The sequence below is a fragment of the Curtobacterium flaccumfaciens genome (genome assembly GCF_051548005.1).
Lineage (GTDB): Bacteria > Actinomycetota > Actinomycetes > Actinomycetales > Microbacteriaceae > Curtobacterium.
Map to the genome: position 1 here is coordinate 1 of NZ_JBPUGH010000068.1, position 17720 is coordinate 17720.

Annotated in this window: 17 protein-coding genes and 1 tRNA gene; 5 read left to right on the forward strand and 13 right to left on the reverse strand. The window is 72.7% G+C overall.

All coding sequences use genetic code 11. The annotated features are described in order from the left end of the window. The 3 genes from ACSW7Y_RS09620 to ACSW7Y_RS09630 all read right to left on the reverse strand — a co-directional run. On the reverse strand, positions 1–218 hold a 218-nt coding region (locus tag ACSW7Y_RS09620), incomplete at its 3' end, for a hypothetical protein (protein ID WP_438126075.1). 151 nt (positions 219–369) lie between these two features. Continuing rightward, a complete protein-coding gene (locus tag ACSW7Y_RS09625; RefSeq protein ID WP_438126076.1) occupies positions 370–1200 on the reverse strand; it encodes an inositol monophosphatase family protein in 831 nt (276 codons plus the stop codon). A gap of 57 nt (positions 1201–1257) precedes the next feature. Further along, a tRNA-Tyr gene (locus ACSW7Y_RS09630) sits at positions 1258–1339 on the reverse strand. 145 nt (positions 1340–1484) lie between these two features. Between ACSW7Y_RS09630 and ACSW7Y_RS09635 the strand changes: the two genes are divergently transcribed. Together ACSW7Y_RS09635 and cls are read left to right on the forward strand one after the other, a co-directional pair. Further along, the gene (locus ACSW7Y_RS09635; protein ID WP_438126077.1) at positions 1485–1973 is read left to right on the forward strand and encodes a YajQ family cyclic di-GMP-binding protein; all 489 of its coding nucleotides are present in this window, start codon (positions 1485–1487) and stop codon (positions 1971–1973) included. A gap of 38 nt (positions 1974–2011) precedes the next feature. Then, positions 2012–3472 carry a cardiolipin synthase gene (gene cls, locus ACSW7Y_RS09640; RefSeq protein WP_438126078.1) on the forward strand — a complete coding sequence of 487 codons (1461 nt, stop codon included), beginning with the start codon at positions 2012–2014 and terminating at the stop codon, positions 3470–3472. Between the two features lie 397 nt (positions 3473–3869). Here cls and ACSW7Y_RS09645 read toward each other — a convergent pair whose 3' ends face one another. The 4 genes from ACSW7Y_RS09645 to ACSW7Y_RS09660 all read right to left on the reverse strand — a co-directional run bounded on the left by ACSW7Y_RS09645 (position 3870) and on the right by ACSW7Y_RS09660 (position 8446). Next, the gene (locus ACSW7Y_RS09645; protein WP_438126079.1) at positions 3870–5057 is read right to left on the reverse strand and encodes a heparan-alpha-glucosaminide N-acetyltransferase domain-containing protein; all 1188 of its coding nucleotides are present in this window, start codon (positions 5055–5057) and stop codon (positions 3870–3872) included. Positions 5058–5070: 13 nt separating this feature from the next. After that, entirely contained in the window at positions 5071–6444 is a 1374-nt protein-coding gene (locus ACSW7Y_RS09650) for an FAD-dependent oxidoreductase (protein WP_438126080.1), read from the reverse strand. Positions 6445–6529: 85 nt separating this feature from the next. Continuing rightward, entirely contained in the window at positions 6530–7606 is a 1077-nt protein-coding gene (locus tag ACSW7Y_RS09655; RefSeq protein WP_438126081.1) for a polyprenyl synthetase family protein, read from the reverse strand. Positions 7607–7636: 30 nt separating this feature from the next. Then, positions 7637–8446: a demethylmenaquinone methyltransferase gene (locus ACSW7Y_RS09660; protein WP_438126082.1), complete on the reverse strand. Its 810-nt coding sequence runs from the start codon at positions 8444–8446 to the stop codon at positions 7637–7639. Positions 8447–8576: 130 nt separating this feature from the next. Here ACSW7Y_RS09660 and ACSW7Y_RS09665 point away from each other — a divergent pair, with 130 nt between their 5' ends. After that, positions 8577–9836, forward strand: coding sequence for an isochorismate synthase (locus tag ACSW7Y_RS09665; RefSeq protein ID WP_438126083.1), 1260 nt, complete (start codon positions 8577–8579; stop codon positions 9834–9836). Positions 9837–10006: 170 nt separating this feature from the next. On the opposite strand, the gene menD is transcribed toward ACSW7Y_RS09665, so the two are convergent. Continuing rightward, a complete protein-coding gene (gene menD, locus ACSW7Y_RS09670; RefSeq protein WP_438126084.1) occupies positions 10007–11749 on the reverse strand; it encodes a 2-succinyl-5-enolpyruvyl-6-hydroxy-3-cyclohexene-1-carboxylic-acid synthase in 1743 nt (580 codons plus the stop codon). Positions 11750–11759: 10 nt separating this feature from the next. Next, positions 11760–12119 (reverse strand): PLDc N-terminal domain-containing protein, encoded by a 360-nt coding sequence (locus ACSW7Y_RS09675; RefSeq protein ID WP_438126085.1) that lies wholly within the window; start codon positions 12117–12119, stop codon positions 11760–11762. A 63-nt stretch (positions 12120–12182) separates the two neighbouring features. Between ACSW7Y_RS09675 and ACSW7Y_RS09680 the strand changes: the two genes are divergently transcribed. Further along, entirely contained in the window at positions 12183–12503 is a 321-nt protein-coding gene (locus ACSW7Y_RS09680; RefSeq protein WP_438126086.1) for a DUF4229 domain-containing protein, read from the forward strand. Positions 12504–12542: 39 nt separating this feature from the next. Here ACSW7Y_RS09680 and ACSW7Y_RS09685 read toward each other — a convergent pair whose 3' ends face one another. The 4 genes from ACSW7Y_RS09685 to ACSW7Y_RS09700 all read right to left on the reverse strand — a co-directional run bounded on the left by ACSW7Y_RS09685 (position 12543) and on the right by ACSW7Y_RS09700 (position 16437). Then, positions 12543–13541, reverse strand: a complete 999-nt coding sequence (locus ACSW7Y_RS09685) for a 1,4-dihydroxy-2-naphthoate polyprenyltransferase (protein ID WP_438126087.1) — start codon at positions 13539–13541, stop codon at positions 12543–12545. 109 nt (positions 13542–13650) lie between these two features. Then, positions 13651–14787, reverse strand: a complete 1137-nt coding sequence (locus ACSW7Y_RS09690; protein ID WP_438126088.1) for an AMP-binding protein — start codon at positions 14785–14787, stop codon at positions 13651–13653. A 28-nt stretch (positions 14788–14815) separates the two neighbouring features. Then, entirely contained in the window at positions 14816–15745 is a 930-nt protein-coding gene (locus tag ACSW7Y_RS09695; RefSeq protein ID WP_438126089.1) for a 1,4-dihydroxy-2-naphthoyl-CoA synthase, read from the reverse strand. A gap of 38 nt (positions 15746–15783) precedes the next feature. After that, positions 15784–16437, reverse strand: coding sequence for a hypothetical protein (locus ACSW7Y_RS09700; RefSeq protein WP_438126090.1), 654 nt, complete (start codon positions 16435–16437; stop codon positions 15784–15786). A 143-nt stretch (positions 16438–16580) separates the two neighbouring features. On the opposite strand from ACSW7Y_RS09700, the gene ACSW7Y_RS09705 reads away from it, so the two are divergent. After that, a complete protein-coding gene (locus ACSW7Y_RS09705; RefSeq protein WP_438126091.1) occupies positions 16581–17567 on the forward strand; it encodes an o-succinylbenzoate synthase in 987 nt (328 codons plus the stop codon). The last annotated feature ends 153 nt before the right edge of the window (positions 17568–17720 follow it).

Genomic DNA, 17720 nt, shown 5'->3' on the forward strand with positions numbered 1-17720 from the left:
GGCGAGGTCGGGGCGAGGTCGACCGGGGACGCGGGCGCTGCGGCCTCGACGGGAGTCCCGACGATCGCGGCGAACTCGTCGGTCGTGCCGATCGGCGTCGTGGTGCGTGCGGCGGCTCGTTCGGCCTCGATGCGCGCTCGTCGGGTCAGGTGGACGACCGGGGTCGGTGCGTCGACGATGACGTCGGTCGGTGCGGGCGTGGTGGAGGCGTCGGGCATGCGTTCGGTGCTGATCCTGATCGGGGAAGGGTGGCGGCCGTTGGTAACGAGCCGGTAACGGAACTCCTGAACGGTAGCAAAGGACAACATCGCTCGCCACTCGTGTCCCCCGGGACCGGCACGTCCGCGGTCCGAGGTCGAGCCCTCTCCGTCAGACCTCCGAGACGCCGAGCGCGGTGGCTTCGGCACGGCGGAGCAGGGCCTCGAGTCCGTCGACGACCGCCGGGCTCGCGAACAGGAACGAGCGGATGTCCCCCGCTCGCCACGACCGGACCTCGGCCCCGGCCGCGGCCGCGACGATCGAGCCCGCGGCCATGTCCCACGGGTTGATCCCCCGCTCGTAGTACGCGTCGACGGTGCCGTCCCCGACCGCGCAGCAGTCGAGCGCCGCTGACCCTCCGCGGCGGATGTCCCGGACGCTGCCGATGCACTCCGCGAGCACGGCGACCTGCCCGCGGCGACGTTCCGCCGTGTACGCGAAGCCGGTCGACAGCAGCGTCTCGGCGAGCGACGCGGGCGACGATGCCGCGATCGGTGCACCGTCCCGGGTCGCGGCCCCGCCGGCGACGGCACGGAACACCGTGCCGGTGGCGGGCGCGACGACGACGCCCGCGAGCGGTTCCCACGTCGCGGGATCGGGTGCACCCCGGACGATGCCGATGCTCACCGCGTAGTCAGGGCGCCCGTAGAGGTAGTTGACCGTGCCGTCGATCGGGTCGACGACCCAGGTGACACCGCTCGTCCCGTCCGTTCCGCCGGCCTCCTCGCCGAGGACCGCGTCGTCCGGGCGTGCCTCGGCGATGCGGCGTCGCACGAGGTCCTCGACCTCCCGGTCGGCGGCGGTGACGACGTCTACCACGCTCGACTTCCGGTCGGCGACCTCGACCCCCTCGGCGCGGCGACGGGCGGCGAGCGACGCGGCCTCACGTGCGATGGACTCGGCGAGGTCGGCGAACTCGGACGGCGTGGGTTCGAGGGACATGCCCCCATCTTGCCCGGGAACGACGAAGCCCCCTCCGAGGAGGGGGCGTTCATCACGTGGCAAGTGAGGGATTCGAACCCCCGAAGGCTACGCCGGCTGATTTACAGTCAGATCCCTTTGGCCGCTTGGGTAACTTGCCATCGCGCACCCAGCCCGTGTGATCACCAACCGGAGGCGCGCAGAACAGCATAGCCGATGCGCGGGGGTGGTCGTGACCACGTCGTCGACCGCAGGCGGTCCGCGCTCCTGAACCGTCCCTCCTGGCCGCCGATAGGCTGTCCCGCATGGCAGACAGTTCCTTCGACGTGGTGAGCAAGGTCGACAAGATGGAGGCGGAGAACGCCGTCAACCAGGCGGCCAAGGAGATCGAACAGCGCTACGACTTCAAGGGCGCCGGCGCTTCGATCGCGTTCAGCGGTGAGGACGTCCTCATCAAGGCGAACTCCGAGGAGCGGGCCCGCGCCGTCCTCGACGTGCTGCAGTCCAAGGCGATCAAGCGCAGCATCAGCCTCAAGAGCCTCGACGCCGGTGACCCCTTCCCCTCGGGCAAGGAGTTCCGCATCGAGGTGCAGTTCAAGAACGGCATCGAGCAGGACGTCGCGAAGAAGATCGGGGCGTTCCTGCGTGCCGAGGCACCGAAGAGCGTCAAGAGCCAGATCCAGGGCGACGAGCTCCGGGTCTCCTCCAAGAGCCGCGACGACCTCCAGAACACGATCCAGCTGCTCAAGGGCGAAGAGTTCGACGTCCCGCTGCAGTTCGTGAACTTCCGCTGACGCCCGCGTCCGCCTGACCCGACACCGACGACGTCACCGTGGAGCACTGGCTCTCCGTCGCGATCACGATCCTGCTGGTCCTGCTCGACCTCGCGATCCGTGTGTTCTCGATCATCTACGTCCCGATCAACCGGAAGCCGCAGACCGCGACGGCCTGGCTGCTCGCCATCTTCCTGATCCCGTACATCGGGTTCATCGTGTTCCTGATCATCGGGTCGACGAAGCTCCCGCGGGACCGCCGCGAGAAGCAGGCGGAGATCAACCAGTACATCCTCGACCAGACCGAGGGCATGGACCGCGTCCGCAAGGACCACCCGTGGCCGCCGTGGCTCGAGAGCATCGTCACGCTGAACCGCGGCCTCGGGTCCATGCCCCTCGTCGGCGGCAACTCGGCGGAGCTCTACCCGGACTACGAGGAGTCCTACGCCGAGATGACGCGCGCGATCGACCAATCGCGGCGCTTCGTGCACGTCGAGTTCTACATCGCCACGCTCGACGACACGACCCGGCCGTTCTTCGAGGCCCTCGCTCGTGCCCAGTCCCGGGGTGTGACCGTGCGGTTCCTCCTGGACCACTGGGCGAGTCGCGGCTACCCGGACTACAAGGACACGCTCGCGTTCCTCGACCGCGCCGGCATCGAGTGGCACCTCATGCTGCCGCTCAAGCCCCTGCAGGGGAAGTTCCAGCGCCCCGACCTCCGGAACCACCGCAAGATCATGGTGATCGACGGTTCGGTCGCGTTCACGGGGTCGCAGAACCTCATCGACAAGTCGTACGACCTCGAGTCGCACAAGAAGCGGCACATGGCCTACAAGGACCTGTTCGCTCGCTTCGAGGGTCCGGTCGTGGCCGGCCTCAACGCCCTGTTCGTCACCGACTGGTACAGCGAGACCGACGAGCTGCTGCTCCGCGAGAGCGACCCGGTCCAGCGCGCGGACCGCGGTGACGCCCTCGACTGCCAGGTGGTGCCGTCCGGGCCGGGGTTCGACGGCGAGAACAACCTGCGCCTCTTCAACGCGCTGCTCTACTCGGCGCAGCAGAAGGTGTCGATCACGTCGCCCTACTTCGTGCCGGACGACTCGATGCTCTACGCCATCACGACCACCGCCCAGCGCGGGGTCGAGGTCGAGCTGTTCGTCGGCGAGATGGGTGACCACGCCATGACCTGGCACGCGCAACGCTCCTACTACGAGGGGCTGCTCCGCGCCGGGGTGCGGATCTGGCTGTACCGTGCGCCGACGATCCTGCACGCGAAGCACTTCACGATCGACGACGAGGTCGCCGTGATCGGCTCGAGCAACATGGACATGCGGTCGTTCAGCCTCAACCTCGAGGTGTCGGTGATGGTCCGCGGCAGGAGCTTCGTCGACGCGCTCCGCGGAGTGCAGGACGCCTACAAGGAGCACAGCTTCGAGCTGACGCTCGACTCGTGGGTGGACCGGCCGCGTCGGTCCAAGGTGCTCGACAACGTCGCGCGGCTCACGGCGGCGCTGCAGTAGGGACGGCCTGGAGGGACGGGTCGGCTCCGGCGCGCTGGCGCGCGCGGGCGTTCTGCGCGCGCGGGCGGGTGTTCTGCGCGCGCGGGCGGGCCTCACTCACCTCGCACGGTGTGAGGGCCTTGCGCACACCACCTCGCACGGTGCGAGCGCGCGACCACACCGTGCGAGCTTCCGCACACGGTGCGAGGGCGACAGCCTCGCACTGCGTGCGGAACCTCGCACCGTCCGCGCACGCGCTCCCCACGTCGCACGGCCGGCGCACGCGGTGCCCACCTCGCACCGTCCGCGCACGCGCTCCCCACGTCGCGCGGCCGGCGCACGCGGTGCCCACCTCGCACGGTGCGGGGCGGAGTGAGACCGTGTGCGGGGCCTGGCACGGTGCGCGAGGGGCGGCGGTTCAGCGGGTGAGCGGAACCAGGTCGGTCAGGCGTGCGAGCAGGCGTTCGAGCGGCCCGCGACCGAGGAACGTCCGCCACGTCATCGCGAACAGCACCGACCCGACCGCGAACCAGCCCCACGCCGCGGCGCTCTGCGGGTACTCGGGCAGGAAGGCGATCACGACGAGGTGGAACGCGTAGACGGACAGCGGCATGGCGCCGAGGGCCACGAGCGGGAACGCGATCCTCTGGACGGTGCGGCTGCGCCCGTCGACGAGCAGACAGCACAGTGCCGTCACCGCGACCGCGACCCCGGCGGTCCCGACCACGTCGACGATCGAGGACGAGTGGTCCCGCGGTGAGAGGAACTCCTGCGCGAGGGCCTGCGCGGGCGTGTTGCCCTCCGGCGTGTACGGCACGCCGGGGAACGACGCCCACGCCGCGTCCGCCGGGACGGGCGCCAGCAGGTTGCCGACGACGTACGCGACGACGGCGACCACCGTGCCGGACGCGAGGAGCGTGATCCGCGCGATCCGTGCCTCTCCCCACCGGCTCGGCCCGGACGCCGCTGGCGCGTCGTCCGGGAACCGGCGGCGGGGGCCCAGGCTGCCCGCCCGGGCGACCGCGAGGCCGACCAGCACGTACGCCAGGAAGGTGACCACGGGGTACACCAGGCCGAGCTGCACCTCCCACGTGCCGGCGTCCGCGTACAGGGGCAGCACCGCGAGCGCTGCGACCGGTGACGCGACAGCGCAGGCGGCAGCGAGGGCGAGGAGCCACCGGGCGCGCACCCGCAGCACCGGGATCGCGAGCAGGAAGAGCACGCCGTAGGTCGGGAGGATCACGTACACGGGCGTGCCCAGCGCCATGAGGAGGAGGCCGATCCCGACCACCACGACGGCGCGGATCGCCAGACGGGCGCGCACCCGGCCGATGAGCGGCGGACCGGGCGGGCGGGTCCGACCGCTCGTGAGTCCGATCGACACCCCGGCGAGGACGGCGAAGAGCGACGAGGACCGGCCGTGCGCGACCGCGGCCCACGTCGTCGGGTCCGACCAGTCGACGGCGTCCGGCACGTCACCGACGTGCGTCGCGATCATGCCGAGCAGTGCGATCGCGCGGGCGACGTCGACGCCCTGCAGCCGGGGCCCCGACGCGGGCACGCCCCGGACCGCGTCGGGCGGTACGGGGCGTGCTGCGGTGGTCACGTCGGGTGGTCCGTCAGCTCGTCGGGGCGGCGGCCCGGCCGAGCGAGACGTCGATCATCTCGTCACGCGGGACGACCTTGATGCGCTCACGACCAGCCGCTGCGCCGAGGGCGAGCTCGTGCTCGTCGAGGTTGTGCCAGCCGTCGAGGTCCGTGTAGGCGACGCCGCGCTCGCGGAGCAGCGCCGGGACGGCCTCGGCGGAGGCGTCCTCCGGGGTCCACCACGAGGCCTGGTCGTTGACGATGTGCTGCACGGTCTCCATCGCGTCGGACTTCGTGTGCCCGATGAGCCCGACCGGTCCACGCTTGATCCACCCCGTCGCGTAGACGCCGGGGAGCTGCTGGCCGTCCTCGCCGAGGACCTGCCCCTCGCGGTTCGGGATGACGCCCTGACGCTCGTCGAACGGCAGGCCGGGCAGGGGCGAGCCGAAGTAGCCGACCGCGCGGTAGGCGGCCTGGATCGGGATCTCGCGGATCTCCCCGGTGCCCTCGACGCCGCCCTCGCCGTTCGGCCGGGTGCGCTCGTACCGGATCGCCGCGACGTGCCCGTCCGCGTCGCCGACGAGTTCGAGGGGCTTCGCGTAGAAGTGCAGGTGCAGACGGCGGCTGGCCTGCCCGACCTCGCGCTCGCGCCACTGGTTCAGGACGCGGTTGATGACCATGACCTGCTTGTTCGTCTGGATCGCCGTGAGCGAGGCCGCGTCGTGGTCGAAGTCCTCGTCGTACACGATCATGTCGACGTCGCGGACCTCGCCCAGCTCGCGGAGCTCGAGCGGGGTGAACTTCACCTGCGCCGGACCGCGGCGGCCGAAGACGTGCACGTCGGTGACGGGGCTCGCCTTGAGGCCCTCGTACACGTTGTCCGGGATCTCGGTCGGGAGCAGGTCGTCGGCGTGCTTCGCGAGGATGCGCGAGACGTCGAGGGCGACGTTGCCGTTGCCGATCACCGCGACGCTCTCCGCGGTGAGGGGCCACGTGCGCGGGACGTCGGGGTGCCCGTCGAACCAGCTCACGAAGTCCGCCGCGCCGTACGACCCCTCGAGGTCGATGCCGGGGATGTCGAGGTCGGCGTCCTTGATCGCGCCCGTCGAGAACACGACCGCGTTGTAGTGCTTCTTGAGGTCCTCGAGGGTGATGTCCTCGCCGAACCGGACGTTCCCGAACAGCCGGACGACACCGCGGTCGAGGACGTCCCGGAGTGCGTTGATGATGCCCTTGATGCGGGGGTGGTCCGGTGCGACGCCGTAGCGGACGAGGCCGTAGGGAGCGGGGAGCTGCTCGAACAGGTCGATCGACACGTCGTGGCCGTGCGCTTCACGGAGCAGGATGTCCGCGGCGTAGATGCCGGCGGGACCGGCGCCGACGATGGCGAGTCGGAGGGTGGGCACTGATCGTCTCCAGTTCGTTCGGGTGGGGTGCTCCCGGGGGTGGTGCAGCTCGTCGGCGCCGGCTCGCGACGCCGTCGAGCGGCTGTCAGCGGCTGCGGTCGACGACGGACTCCGCGAACCGGGTGAGGGCCTTCTTCACGGTGCCGTCCGGCAGGGGGGCGAGGGCCTGGACGGCTTCCTCGGCCCAGCGCACGGCGACCGCACGGGTGGTCGCGGTCGCTTCGTGGTCACGGAGGGCGGCGACCGCGGACTGGTACCCGTCGGTGTCGACCGCGTCGTCGTCGGCGCCCTTCACGTCGTGCTCGATCCGACGGAGCAGCGAGTCGGCGTCGGGGTCGTCCGTCGCGAGCGCGCGCAGGTGGAGCAGGGGCAGCGTGTCGACCCCGGCGCGGAGGTCGTTCCCCGCGATCTTGCCCGTGCGGTCCCCCGCGGGGGCGAGGTCGATCACGTCGTCGACGAGTTGGAAGGCCACACCGACCTTCTCGCCGAAGACGCCGACGGGTTCGAGGTAGGCACGGTCGGCGCCGGAGAACAGCACCCCGGCACGTGCGGCGGTGGCGATGAGCGAACCGGTCTTGTCGCTCAGCACCTGGATGTAGTGCTCGACGGCGTCCTCCCCCTCCCGCGGACCGGTCGTCTCGTGGAGTTGCCCGAGGCAGAGACGCTGGAAGGTCTCCGCCTGCATCCGGATGCCCTCGACGCCGAGGTCGGCGGTGATGAGGCTCGCGCGGGCGAAGAGGAGGTCACCCGTGAGGATCGCGACGTTGTTGCCGTAGGTCACGTGCGCCGCGGGGACCCCGCGCCGGACGGGAGCCTCGTCCATGACGTCGTCGTGGTACAGCGACGCGAGGTGCGTGGTCTCGATGCTCACGGCGGCCTTGACGACCTCGTCCGTGACACCGCGGCCGAGCTGGGCGATGAGGAGCGTCAGCGTTGGCCGGATGCGCTTGCCTCCGGCGGCGAGCAGGTACCGGCTCGTGGTGTCGGCCAGCGTGTCGGCCGAGTGCATCGCGGCCTCGAGCGCGTGCTCGACGACCTCGAGCCCGTCGTCCACCGCGGTGATGAACCGTCGGTCGGCGGGGGACGCGAACAGCCGTTCGCCGATGCCCAGCGAGGCGCGGAGACTCGGTGCGCGACGTGCGACCGGGACGCTCGGGTTCAAGTGCTGCTCCGTACTCGGGGAGGGGATGGTTCAGCCGTCGTGGTCGGCGGCGTCGGTGCCCCGCTGGACGCTCGGCTGCTCACCCGTGGCCTGGTGGTCACGGCGGGCCTTCGCGCGACGGGCGACCGAGGCGCGCACGGTGCCCGCGACGGGCTTGCGGCCGCGGTGCAGTGCGACGATACCGGCCGTGAGGTTCCGGTAGGCGACCATCGTGAAGCCGACGCCGCGGAGCCACTGGCTGAGCACCTGCTGCTCGGGCCACGCGTCGATCGACTCGGCGAGGTAGCGGTAGGCGGCGGGGTTGCTCGACGAGAGCTTCGCGACGCCGGGCAGCACCCGCTTGAGGTACGTGCCGTAGCCGAAGCGCAGGAGCGCGAGCGGCGGCGTGGAGAACTCGCAGATGACGACGCGGCCGCCGGGCTTGAGGACCCGGAGCATCTCGCCGAGCGCCTGCTGCGGGTCGTTGACGTTGCGGAGGCCGAACGAGATCGAGACGGCGTCGAAGCTGTCGTCGTCGAAGGGCAGGTGTTCGGCGTCGCCCTCGACGAACGTGATCTCCGGGTGGCGCTCGCGTCCGACGCGGATCATCCCCGCGGAGAGGTCGAGCGCCGTGACGTCGGCGCCCTTCTTCGCGAACGCCGCCGAACTCGTGCCGGTGCCGGCGGCGATGTCCAGCACCTTCTCGCCCGGCTGCGGGTCGACCGCCCGGACCGTCGCGACACGCCACAGCGGGGCGTTGCCCGCGGAGAGGATGTCGTTCGTGAGGTCGTACTTCGCCGCGACGTCGTCGAACATGGCCGCCACTTCGTCCGGCCGCTTGTTCAGGTCCGCTCTGCTCACCCGACCAATCCTAGAGGTCCGCACCCGGGCGTTCCCGTGAGCGAGCGGCGCGTGGCCCGGACGCGCCCGGAACGGCGGCTGCGCGACGCCCGCGACGGCCCGGTCCGGGTGCGGCGCGTACCATCGGGGCGTGCTCCGAACCACCACGGTCGCCCCGCCGCTGACGGTCTCGACCCGGATCCTCGACGACCCGGGCGCCGTCCTCCGCCACACGCTGCACGACGCCCCGCTGGCCTTCGTCCGCGGTGGGGACGGGATCGTGGGGATCGGCGAGGCGCTGCGGTTCGAGTTCACCGGCCCGTCCCGGATGCGCGACGCCTCGGCGGTGTGGCGGGACCTCGTCGCGGCGGCCGAGGTCGACGACCCCGTGCAGCTCCGTGGTTCCGGACTCGTCGCCTTCGGAGCCTTCGCGTTCGCGGACGACTCCGCCGACACGAGCGTGCTCATCGTCCCCCGCGTGGTGATCGGCCGTCGTCGCGGCAAGGCCTGGCTGACCGCCGTCGACACCACCCCGGACCCGACACCCCTGGCGTTCCGACGGACCTCGGTACCGGTCCCCCGCGTCGGCGGGCACGTCCGGGTGGCGCTCACCCCCGGACGCATCGACGAGGACGCCTACGCCCGCTCGGTCGCCGATGCCGTCCGACGCATCGGCGCCGGCGAGGCCCGCAAGGTCGTCCTCGCCCGCGACCTCGTCGGCACGCTGCCGGAGGGTGCGGACCAGCGCGCGCTCCTCCTCGACCTCGCCTCGGCCTACCCGCAGTGCGTCACGTTCGCGGTCGACGGGATCGTCGGTGCGACGCCCGAGACGCTCGCCCGCACCGACGGCACGCGGGTGACCGCGCGGGTGCTCGCCGGCAGCGCGGCGCGCGGTGACGACCCCGTGTCGGACCGCGCCGCCGCCGAGGCCCTCGCGTCGAGCACGAAGGACGTCGAGGAGCACGCCTTCGCGATCGAGAGCCTGCTCGCCGCGCTGCGTCCCCTCGCGACCGACCTCCGTGCCGACCCGGAGCCGTTCCGGTTGCAGCTGCCGAACCTCTGGCACCTGGCCACGGACGTGCAGGCGACACTGCCGTCCGGGACGACCTCGCTCGACGTCGCCGACGCCCTGCACCCGACCGCGGCCGTCGCGGGGACCCCGACCGACGTCGCGGTGCGGCTGGTCGCCGAGCTCGAGGGCGTCGACCGTGGGCGCTACGCGGGGCCGGTCGGCTGGCTCGGTGCGAACGGGGACGGTGAGTGGATGCTCGCGCTCCGCAGCGCCCGGATCACCCCGGACGGCACCGTGCGCGCCTGGGCCGGCGCGGGCATCGTCGCGGGGTCGGTCCCGGAGCGCGAGGTCGCCGAGACGGCGCTGAAGTTCCGCCCTATCACCGACGCGCTCGCCTGACGGCTCGGCCACCCGCCGACGGCGCGACCGCCGGTCGACGGCGTCACCGTCGGTCGACAGCGTGACCACCCGCCGGACGGGAGGCGCGTCGCGGGCCGGCACCGTGCCTCCAGGCCGTCACGTCTCGCGCCCCACGGACGCGACCGGCGAGACCGCGCCACCACCGCCGCTCAGTCAGCCAGCGGCACCTCGATGACGAGCCGCTCGGCCGGGTCCGTCAGGACCTGTTCGAGGTCGCCCCACGTCGCCGCGCGCCGGTACTCCCACCCGAGCCCGGTGACCACCCGTTCGACGTCGACGTGCTGCGGCGTGCTCATCATGCGCGTCATGTCGGCCTCGGGCGTGGTGGCCGCGACCTCGAGCCCCCGGAAGATCGCCCCGCCGCCGTCGTTGCCCACGACCACCTGCACCCGGTGCGTGCGCTCGGCGGTCCCGGTGACGAACGCGCCGAGGTCGTGCAGGAACGTGAGGTCCCCGACGAGCACGCGGGTCGTGCCGATCGCGGCGGACGACCGCTCGAGCGCCGCAGCGATGCCGAGGGCGGTCGACACGGTGCCGTCGATGCCCGCGAGGCCGCGGTTGGCGTGCACGCGCAGCTTCTTGCCGGGGACCCTCCCGTCGGCGACGCGGATGAGCTGCGACGCGCCCAGCACGAGTCGGTCGTGCGGCCAGGTCACACCCCAGACGGCCTCGGTGAGCATCGCCCGGTCGACGGGGCGGCGTCGGAGCGCCACCTCGTCGCGGAGGAACCGGTTCCGCTCGGCGCGGTCCGGCGACCGCTTCGCGTCGAGGTCGGGGGCCGCGTCGCCCTCGCCGAGCAGCGCGCGGCTCGCGACGACCCAGCGGCCTACCCACGCGCGGTGTGCCGGGGTGGTCCGGCCCGTCACGCGGACGTCGGACACGACGGTGGTCGCCGCGTCCGGCCGGGAGGCACGGGCCGGGTCGTAGACGTCGGCCCCAGGCGCGCGGACCACGACCGTCTCGACGTCGGCGCGCTGCAGGAGCGCGGGGACCTCCCGGCTGAGGGTCGGGTGCCCGAGGACCACGGCGCGGCGGACCGCGCCGCCGAACGACGGGTCCTGCAGGAGCTGTCGGTAGGCGACGACGAGGTGGCGGCCGAAGTGTGCGCCGCTCGACACCTCGGCGAGGAGCGGGGCTCCGAGTTCCCAGGCGATCCGCTCGGCGTCCTCGCCGGCGTCGTGCCCGGCGATCACCACCGTCGCAGGCTCGTCGTCCGGAGCCAGTTCGGCGACCGGCAGTCCGGTGTGCTGACGGCGGGTGGCGTACGCGGTGTCGACCTCGTCGTCGGGGACGGCCGCGACGGCGCCCTCGGCGAGGCCGGCGGACAGCGGCTCGCGGAACGCGACGTTGAGCTGCACCGGCCCGGGCTGCCCCGTGTGTCCTGCCGCCGCGGCGACCGCCTGCCGGGCGAGCTCGCGCGCCGTGCGGTGCAGTTCGTCCGCGGTGGTCTCGGCGACCGGGGCCTGCACGTCGCGGACGAACGGGACGGCGGGGCCGAAGATGCCGGGCTGCACGGTCGTCTGGTTGCTCCCGATGCCCCGGAGCTCGTCGGGGCGGTCGGCGCTCAGGACGATCACCGGGACGCCGGAGTGGTGCGCCTCGAGGACGGCGGGGTGGAGGTTCGCGACGGCCGTGCCGCTCGTCGTCACGACCGCGGCCGGGCGACCGGTCTCGACCGCGAGGCCGAGTGCGAAGAACCCTGCGGTGCGCTCGTCGAGCCGGACGTGCACGACGATGCCGCCGGCCCGCTCGAGGGCGACGGCGGCGAGGGCCAGGGCCTGCGAACGGGACCCGGGGCTGACGACGACGTCCGTCACGCCGGCGCGCGCGAGTTCCTGCAGGAGCGCGACGGCGAAGTCGGTGGCGGGACTCCGCCCGGCCGACGGGCTCACGGCACCGCGGTCAGCCGTTGGGGCGTCCGTCGTCGTCCCGGTCGTGGAACTGGTCTTCGAGGTCTCGGAGGGTTGCGTCGTCCTGGTCCTTGTCCGTGGGGGACCGACCCGGAGGCGTGGGTCCGCCGCCGAGGAAGTCCGGGTCGTCTTCGGGTCCACGGTACCGCTGTGCTGGTGCCGGACCGGCGGGGGCCCGACCGAGCAGCAGCCAGAGGACACCGCCGACGACGGGGAGGACGATCACGAGCAGGACCCACACGCCGCGGCTCAGGGAGCGCACACGCTGGCGGGGCATCGTGGCGCAGTCGATGGCCGTCCACACCGTGAACGCCACGGCGGCGACGACGACGATCAGCCACAGTCGGACCATGCACGGAGTCTAGGCAGCCCGCCTGTACAGCACCTGCCATCCCGGGCTTCGTACACTTGTCGGGTGAAAGCGTGGCTCCTCTACTCCCTGGCGCGTCTCGGCATCTTCGCGGCCGCCCTCGTGCTGCTGCTCGTCCTGACGCCGATGCCCTGGTACTGGGCCACGATCATCGCCGCGCTCGTGGGGCTCCTGGTGTCGTACATCGCCCTCGGGAAGCTCCGGCACCGCGTCGCGCTGAGCCTCGCCGAGCGTCGACCGGGCCCGGCGCACGACGCCGACACCGACTTCGAGGACGACTTCGTCGACGCCGCCGACGGTGAGGCTCCGCGGGAGCAGCCCCTCTCGGATGCCGACCGACACGCCACACGTCGCGACGACGCCTGACGCGCCCCCGCGGGCGGCGAGCGTCGGGCGCCGTGCCGACTACGGCTGGACGGCGAGGGTGATGCCGAGCACGACGCCGTACGCCAGGGAGGCGAACGACGACAGCTGCAGTGCCGTGATGAGCTCACGCGGCTTCCGCGAGGAGACGCCGATCGCGAGCGCCGGGAGCGCGAGCAGCAGCGAGAAGTACGTCAACCCGGTCCGGAAGTAGAGCAGCACGAACCAGAGCAGCACCACGTACGGGAGCATCAGGAACAGGCCGTACAGCGTCCGCGCGACCGGCCGCCCGAGCACCACGGCCAGGGTGCGCTTGCCGGCCGCCCGGTCCTCGTCGATGTCCCGGATGTTGTTCACCATGAGCACCGCGCACGCGAAGAACCCGGCGGCGACGGCCGCCGCCCAACCGCTCGTCGTGACCTGCTGGATCTGCGTGTACTGCGTCCCGAGCACGGCGACGAGGCCGAAGAACACGAACACGAAGACCTCGCCGAGGGCGTTGTACCCGTACGGGCGCTCGCCGCCGGTGTAGAACCAGGCGGCGACGATCGCCGCTGCGCCGACGAGCAGGATCCACCAGAGGCCGGTCAGCACCACGATGACGATCCCCGCGACGGCGGCGAGACCGAAGAACGTCAGCGCGACGGTCAGCACGGTGCGGGGCTTCGCGATGCCCGCTCCGGTCAGTCGAGCGGGTCCGACCCGGTACTCGTCCGTCCCGCGCACACCGTCGGAGTAGTCGTTGCTGTAGTTCACGCCGATCTGCAGGAACAGGGCCACGGCGAGGGCGAGGAGGGCGATCGCGAGGTGCCCGTCCTTCGCCAGGTAGTCGCCGAAGTCGCCGGGGTCACCGCTGTCCACGAACGCGACGGCCGTGCCGAGCACCACCGGGACCACGCCGAGCGTCAGGGTCCGCAGACGGGCGCCGCCGATCCAGTCGCGGGCGGTCGCCTTCCGCTGTCCGCCTCGCTGGAGGCCTGCGGCCTTCGCGGGGTTCCCACTCCGGCCCTGGGGACGGCTCTGCTGCTTCGATCGTGCCACGGCCGATCATCGTACCGGCGTTCGCCATGAGGGCCACGTCCGCGCCGGTCCGACGGTCGGGGCAGCGGCCGGGAGGCGCGGATCGCCGGACCGGGTGGGTCCGGCTCCGTCAGGCGGTCGGGTCGGCGAGCGCGTGGACCGCCCGGCGGTCGGGCTTGCCGCTGGCGAGCATCGGCAGGTGGTCGACGACCACCACGTCCGCCGGTCGGGCAGCACGGCCGAGGGCGGTGCCGACCGCCTCGCGAACCCGATCGAGGTCGAGCGGACGATCGGTGACGACGACCGGCACCTCGCCCCACTCCCCCGACGAACGCCGTGTGACGACCGCACCCTCCTGGCCCGGCAGTCCGCGGACGATGCGCTCGACGGCGCCGAGCGGGACCTTCTCGCCGCCGGAGATCACGACGTCGTCGAGCCGGCCGGTCACGCGGACCCGGCCGTCGACGACCTCGCCGGCGTCACCCGTGCGGTACCAGCGCTGCCCGTCGAGCTCCGTGAACGTCCGGGCCGTGCGGCCGTCGTCACCCAGGTACCCCTCGGCGAGCACCGGTCCGGCGAGGAGCAGCTCCCCGTCGTCCACGGCAGCGTGCACGGGCCCGAGGGGCACGCCGTCGTAGACGCAGCCGCCGCTGGTCTCGCTCGCGCCGTACGTCGTCACGATCCGGACGCCGGCGGCCCGGGCGCGGTCCCGCAGCGGCTCCGGCGTGGCCTGCCCCCCGACGAGCACGGCGTCGAGGTCGGCGAGCGCTGCGGTGGCCCGCTCGTCGTCGAGCACCCGGGCGAGCTGGACCGGCACGAGTGACGTGTACCGGTTCGGTGCCGAACGGTCGGTCCCGAGCCGGGCCGCGGCGTCAGCGAAGGCGCGCGGGTCGAAGTGCCCCGGCGGCACGAGGACCGGCGTCGTCCCCGCGGTGACGGACCGCGTCAGGACGTTCAGCCCCGCGATGTAGTGCGTCGGCAGCGCGAGCAGCCAGTGTCCCGGTCCGCCGAGTGCCGCGTCGGCGGCGGCGGCGCCGGCGAGCAGCGCCTCGGAGGACAACGCGACCCGCTTGCCGGTGCCCGTGGACCCGCTCGTCTCGACCACCAGGGCGACCCGCTGCGGGACGTCGGCCGGAGGCGGTGTCGGCAGCGCCGGAGCCCCTTCGGCGACGGGGAGCAGGGCGGGGCCGCCGGTGAGTGCTGCCTCCAGGCCGCGCATGACGGCGGACGGGTCGGACGTGCCGAGCGCGACCAGTGGACGGGGCATCAGCCCCGCCTCGAGACCCGGGGCTCGATCAGTAGTGCCACGGGAAGGAGGTCCACTCGGGCTTGCGCTTCTCGAGGAAGGAGTCGCGACCCTCGACCGCCTCGTCGGTGCCGTAGGCGAGCCGTGTCGCCTCGCCCGCGAAGACCTGCTGTCCGACCATGCCGTCGTCGACCGCGTTGAAGGCGTACTTGAGCATCCGGATCGCCGTCGGGGACTTCCCGAGGACGATCTCGCCCCAGCGGATGGCCTCGCGCTCGAGGTCCGCGTGCGGCACGACGGCGTTCACGGCGCCCATCTCGTACGCACGCTGCGCCGAGTACTCCTGCGCGAGGAAGAAGACCTCGCGCGCGAACTTCTGCCCGATCTGCTTCGCGTAGTAGGCGCTGCCGTACCCACCGTCGAACGATCCGACGTCGGCGTCGGTCTGCTTGAAGCGACCGTGCTCGGCGCTCGCGATCGTGAGGTCGCAGATCGCGTGCAGCGAGTGGCCGCCGCCGGCCGCCCACCCCGGGACGACGGCGATGACGACCTTCGGCATCATGCGGATCAGGCGCTGGACCTCGAGGATGTGGAGCCGACCCATCGACGCCTGCGCCGCGGCCGGGTCGACACCCTCGGGCGGAGCACCCTCGTCACCGACGTACTGGTAGCCGCTCCGGCCACGGATGCGCTGGTCGCCGCCGGAGCAGAACGCCCAGCCGCCGTCCTTCGGGCTCGGGCCGTTGCCGGTGAGCAGGACGACACCGACGCGGGGGTCCTGCCGGGCGTCGTCGAGAGCCCGGTACAGCTCGTCCACCGTGCGGGGGCGGAAGGCGTTCCGGACCTCGGCACGGTCGAACGCCACCCGGACGATCCCCTGCGAGACGTGTTTGTGGTACGTGATGTCGGTGAAGTGCTCCGCGATCGGAGCCTCCGTCCAGACGTCGGGGTCGAACAGGTCGGAGACAGGGGCAGGCATGCCTCCAACGTACCGCCGGGCCGCGGGAGGTCACCCCGTCAGGTCGCGCTGCCGCCCATGTCGGTGAGGAGTTCCGGCGCCACGACGACGATGAGCACGATGAGGATCACCGGGTTGGCGAGGAACGCGACCACGACGCCGATCGCCCCGTACCAGCGGCCGAGCGACCCCACGGCGGCGATGAACCCGAGGACCGCGGCCACGAGCGTCAGGAAGACCGTCACGAAGCAGATGCCGAAGGCGAAGGTGGTGTCACCGCCGACGAACACGGCGAAGGCGCTCGCGTCGATCGCGGCGCAGACGATCGCGAGCCCGAGCGCGATCTTGCCGACCAGGGGGTTGCGCCGGCGGCGGGTGGCTCCGCGGGCGTTCCGGACGTCCACGGTGTTCCGCTGCACGAGGGCGGCGAACTCGTCCGTCTGTGCGGAGGGGCGGGCGGCTCCGGTCGAACGGGCCTGGGCGGTGCCGGGTCGTTGCTGCTGGGACGGGGGCCGGGCGGCGGTGCGGGGCTGAGCCGCTCGTTGCGGCTGTTGTGCGCGCTGCGGTTGCGCGGCCCGCTGCTGCGCTGCCCGCTGCTGCTGCGCTGCCCGCTGCTGCTGGGCTGCGGTGGCGCGCTGCTGCTGGGCTGCCGCGGCGCGCTGCTGTGGAGTCGCACCGCGTGGTGCTGCTCCTCGCTGCGGATCCGGCGACACCGAGCCTCCCTCTACGTCGGTCGTGCGGCGGGTTCGGGCCCCGCCGACGTCAGCGCCGACCGAGGCCGACCGTCGCATGCTAGTGCGCCGCGCTGGCGGTCCCCTCCGAACAACCGTGGGGCACCCTGGACGCTCCTGGGAGGATGGTCACCGTGCTCCCCGACCTCGCTGAACTCCTCACCGACGCCCATGTCGTGTCCCTGCCGATGCGCGTCCGGTTCCGTGGGATCACCACCCGGGAGGCCGTGGTCCTCCGTGGCCCCGAGGGGTGGACGGAGTTCTCGCCCTTCGTGGAGTACGACGACGCCGAGGCCGCCGCGTGGCTCCGGGCGACCGTTGACTTCGGCTGGACCGCACACGAGCCCGCCGCCGGGTCCGTGCCGGTGAACGCCACCGTGCCCGCGATCGAACCGGCGCGGGTCGCCGAGCTGCTCGACCGCTACCCCGGCTGCACGACTGCCAAGGTCAAGGTGGCCGAGCCCGGCACGGGTCTGGACGACGACGTCGCCCGGGTGGCCGAGGTCCGGCGGGTGATGGGCCCGGACGCCGCGGTCCGGATCGACGCGAACGGTCTGTGGTCCGTCGAGCAGGCCGTCGTGGCGTTGGAGCGGCTCGCCCCGTTCGACCTGCAGTACGCCGAGCAGCCGGTGCCGACCGTGTCGGGGCTCGCCGAGCTGCGGGCGCGCATCGACGGTCTCGGCGTCCGGATCGCTGCGGACGAGAGCGTCCGGAAGGCCTCCGACCCGCTCGCCGTCGCCCGGGCCGGAGCAGCCGACGTCCTCGTGGTGAAGGCCCAGCCACTCGGTGGGATCAGTGCCGCTGCCGCGATCGTCGCCGAGGCCGGGCTCCCCTGCGTGGTCTCCAGTGCGCTCGACACCTCGGTCGGGCTCGGGATGGGGGCGTTCCTGGCGGCGCGTTCGATGGCGCCGGGGTTCGCGGCCGGGCTCGGGACGGCGGTGATGTTCGCGGCGGACGTCTCGGCGGACCCGCTGCTCCCTGTGGGCGGGCGGATCGACGTACGGCGGGCGGACGTCGACCGCGACCTGCTCGAGCAGCACGCGGCGTCGCCCGAGCGGACCGCTTGGTGGCTCGACCGCGTGCGGCGGGTGCACGCCGTGCTCGCCGCCTGACCGGCTGACCCGCTGACCCGCTGACCCGCTGACCCGCACGGAGCGATCCGTAGGACGTCTCCGGCCGTCGCGGAGGTTCCACGCCTCCCCGCTCACGTTCGCCGAGGTTCCACGGCGAGGCCGCCCTGCCCAGCAGATGCCAGAGTTCTGGAA

Bases quoted from the DNA above. Each gene is read 5' to 3' on its own strand.
- ACSW7Y_RS09690 (WP_438126088.1), bottom strand. From the start codon at position 14,787: ATGCCCCGTCCACTGGTCGCGCTCGGCACGTCCGACCCGTCCGCCGTC.
- ACSW7Y_RS09705 (WP_438126091.1), top strand. From the start codon at position 16,581: ATGGTCACCGTGCTCCCCGACCTCGCTGAACTCCTCACCGACGCCCAT.
- ACSW7Y_RS09695 (WP_438126089.1), bottom strand. From the start codon at position 15,745: ATGCCTGCCCCTGTCTCCGACCTGTTCGACCCCGACGTCTGGACGGAG.
- ACSW7Y_RS09625 (WP_438126076.1), bottom strand. From the start codon at position 1,200: ATGTCCCTCGAACCCACGCCGTCCGAGTTCGCCGACCTCGCCGAGTCC.
- ACSW7Y_RS09675 (WP_438126085.1), bottom strand. From the start codon at position 12,119: ATGGTCCGACTGTGGCTGATCGTCGTCGTCGCCGCCGTGGCGTTCACG.
- ACSW7Y_RS09635 (WP_438126077.1), top strand. From the start codon at position 1,485: ATGGCAGACAGTTCCTTCGACGTGGTGAGCAAGGTCGACAAGATGGAG.